This window comes from Bradyrhizobium sp. KZN70725 (genome assembly GCF_055264925.1).
Genome location: NZ_JBUYWT010000153.1, coordinates 1 through 2,178, shown reverse-complemented (window position 1 = coordinate 2,178; position 2,178 = coordinate 1). Strand labels below are relative to the sequence as shown.

General features: G+C 64.7%; 3 protein-coding genes and 1 pseudogene. 3 read left to right on the top strand and 1 reads right to left on the bottom strand.

Features of this window, described 5'->3' with window-relative positions:
* The coding region (gene tnpB / locus ACZBJS_RS42340) for an IS66 family insertion sequence element accessory protein TnpB (protein WP_463440314.1) at window positions 1-244 on the top strand (244 nt) is incomplete at its 5' end.
* A 67-nt stretch (window positions 245-311) separates the two neighbouring features.
* Here tnpB and ACZBJS_RS42335 read toward each other — a convergent pair.
* The gene (locus tag ACZBJS_RS42335; protein ID WP_463440313.1) at window positions 312-464 is read right to left on the bottom strand and encodes a hypothetical protein; all 153 of its coding nucleotides are present in this window, start codon (window positions 462-464) and stop codon (window positions 312-314) included.
* A 129-nt stretch (window positions 465-593) separates the two neighbouring features.
* Between ACZBJS_RS42335 and ACZBJS_RS42330 the strand changes: the two are divergent.
* Both ACZBJS_RS42330 and ACZBJS_RS42325 read left to right on the top strand, forming a co-directional pair.
* A pseudogene (locus tag ACZBJS_RS42330) lies at window positions 594-1,303 on the top strand (tyrosine-type recombinase/integrase); the annotation flags it as partial.
* Between the two features lie 14 nt (window positions 1,304-1,317).
* Window positions 1,318-2,178, top strand: an 861-nt coding sequence (locus ACZBJS_RS42325; RefSeq protein WP_463440312.1) for an IS91 family transposase, incomplete at its 3' end; no start/stop codon positions are given.

Genomic DNA, 2,178 nt, shown 5'->3' with positions numbered 1-2,178 from the left:
GTTCTGCAATCGCCGTTGCGACCGGATGAAGTTGCTGTTCTTCGACCGGTCCGGCTTTGTGCTGGTCCTGAAGCGGCTGACCGAGGACAAGTTCCGATGGCCGCGCCGCCAGGAGGCGGTCGTCCGGCGACCCCCTGAGCAGAAACGGTCAGCGCAACCTCACCGCAAACCGGGCACAGGTACCTTTTATCCATGGGGACTGCTGGCGTCAGGCTCATCGAACATCTCATCGTGCTCTCCCTAGCGAATAACCACGAAGTCGTTCTCGAGTTGTCGCCGGCTATGACGGTGGGGGCGGAGGGGAAGTTCCATCAGAGTGGACGCCTGCGCAACGGCACCACATCGCCGTCGGCCGCCCGGATCGCGACGCGCGCCAGCTCGAGCGCATCGAACCTGAGCTTAACAAGCGTATCAGCGATGCCCTGGCGGTCCAGCTCGCGGACGAGCGCCTCGGTCACCTTCATCAGTCGGGCGGTCTCAGCGTCGGGCATGTGCATGGGCGGGAGACTATTATGGTAGGACGGAGGATGGCGTCATTTTCCCGGCGAATCGAACGGCGGGGAAGAGCTAGCAGTTGTCGATTATAAGGAGCTTATCAGCTCCATCTGGCGGCGAGCGGCGTTGGCGTGCCGACGATCAATCAGACCGTATCGACCCTGCGGTTCTTCTTCAAGGTCACGCTGCGGCGTCACGAGATCGTCGAGCACACCCACGTCGTTCACGAGCCGCGCAAGCTGCCGGTGGTGTTGAGCGTGGAGGAGGTGGCGCGGCTGCTCGATGCCGCGCCGGGCCTGAAGTACAAGGCGGCGCTGAGCGTGGCCTACGGTGCGGGCCTACGCGCCGCCGAGGTGGTTTCGCTCAAGATCTCCGACATCAACAGCAAGCGCATGATCATCCGCGTTGAGCGGGGTAAGGGCGGCAAGGACCGGAATGTCATGCTGTCCCCACACCTGCTCGACCTGCTGCGGGCCTGGTGGAAGGCGGCCCGGCCACAGGGCTGGCTGTTCCCGGGCCGCGATCCGGCCCAGCCGATGACGACGCGCCAGCTCAATCGTGCCTGTCATGCCGCGGCCCAGATCGCCGAGATCAACAAGCGCGTGTCGCTGCACACCCTGAGGCACAGCTTCGCCACCCACCTGCTCGAACAGAACATCGATGTCCGCATCATCCAGGTGCTGCTCGGTCACGCCAAGCTCGATACGACGGCGCTCTATACCGCGTCGCCACCAAGACGATCAGCGAGGTCATGAGCCCGCTGGAGCACGTCGGGTTCAAGCTCCAGGAGACCCGGCCACCCGGCTGACGTTAGGGCCGCGTGTGGCGCGCCCGGCTCTGGAGGTTGCAGACATCTTCCGCGACCATGGGCCGGCATGGCGCAAGACCCATGCCGGCCACGTCAGCCTCGACCAGTTGAAGGTCATGTCGGCGATCGAGAGCTGCCGCACGGCAACCCTCGGCGACCATGTTGCGCGCTGCGAGGACTGCGCCTACACGTCCATCGCCTACAACTCCTGCCGCAATCGGCACTGCCCGAAGTGCCAGGGCGCCGCGGCAAAGCAGTGGCTGGCCGACCGCGAAGCCGAGCTGCTGCCGGTGCCGTATTATCACGTCGTGTTCACGCTGCCGGCTCGGATCGCCGACATCGCCTACCGGAACAGGGCCATCATCTACGATCTCCTGTTCAAGGTCTCGGCCGAGACCCTGCTGACGATCGCTGCCGACCCAAAACATCTCGGAGCCCGGATCGGCATCACCTCCGTGCTGCACACCTGGGGCTCGGCCATGACCCACCACCCGCATGTGCACATGATCGTCCCGGGCGGCGGCATCTCGCCCGATGGCCAGCGCTGGGTGTCCTGCCGGCCGGGCTTCTTCCTGCCAGTGCGGGTTCTCTCACGCCTGTTCCGGCGACTGTTCCTGGAGCGCCTCGTCGCCCTGCATCAGGCGGGGCGCCTGAGCTTCTTCGGCGACGACGCTCATCTTGCCGGAGCGCAATCATTCGCCGCCTTCCTCGCACCGCTGCGCAAGACCGAATGGGTCGTTTATTCCAAGCGTCCGTTCGGCGGTCCTGAGAGTCTGACTCATAAATCACCCAACCTTAGCTGCAGCCGCGAGTCTGCGGGTCAGGAGCCTGATGTGTGCAATCAGCAGCCAGGCAGCTTCGGTTGCCACCGTCGC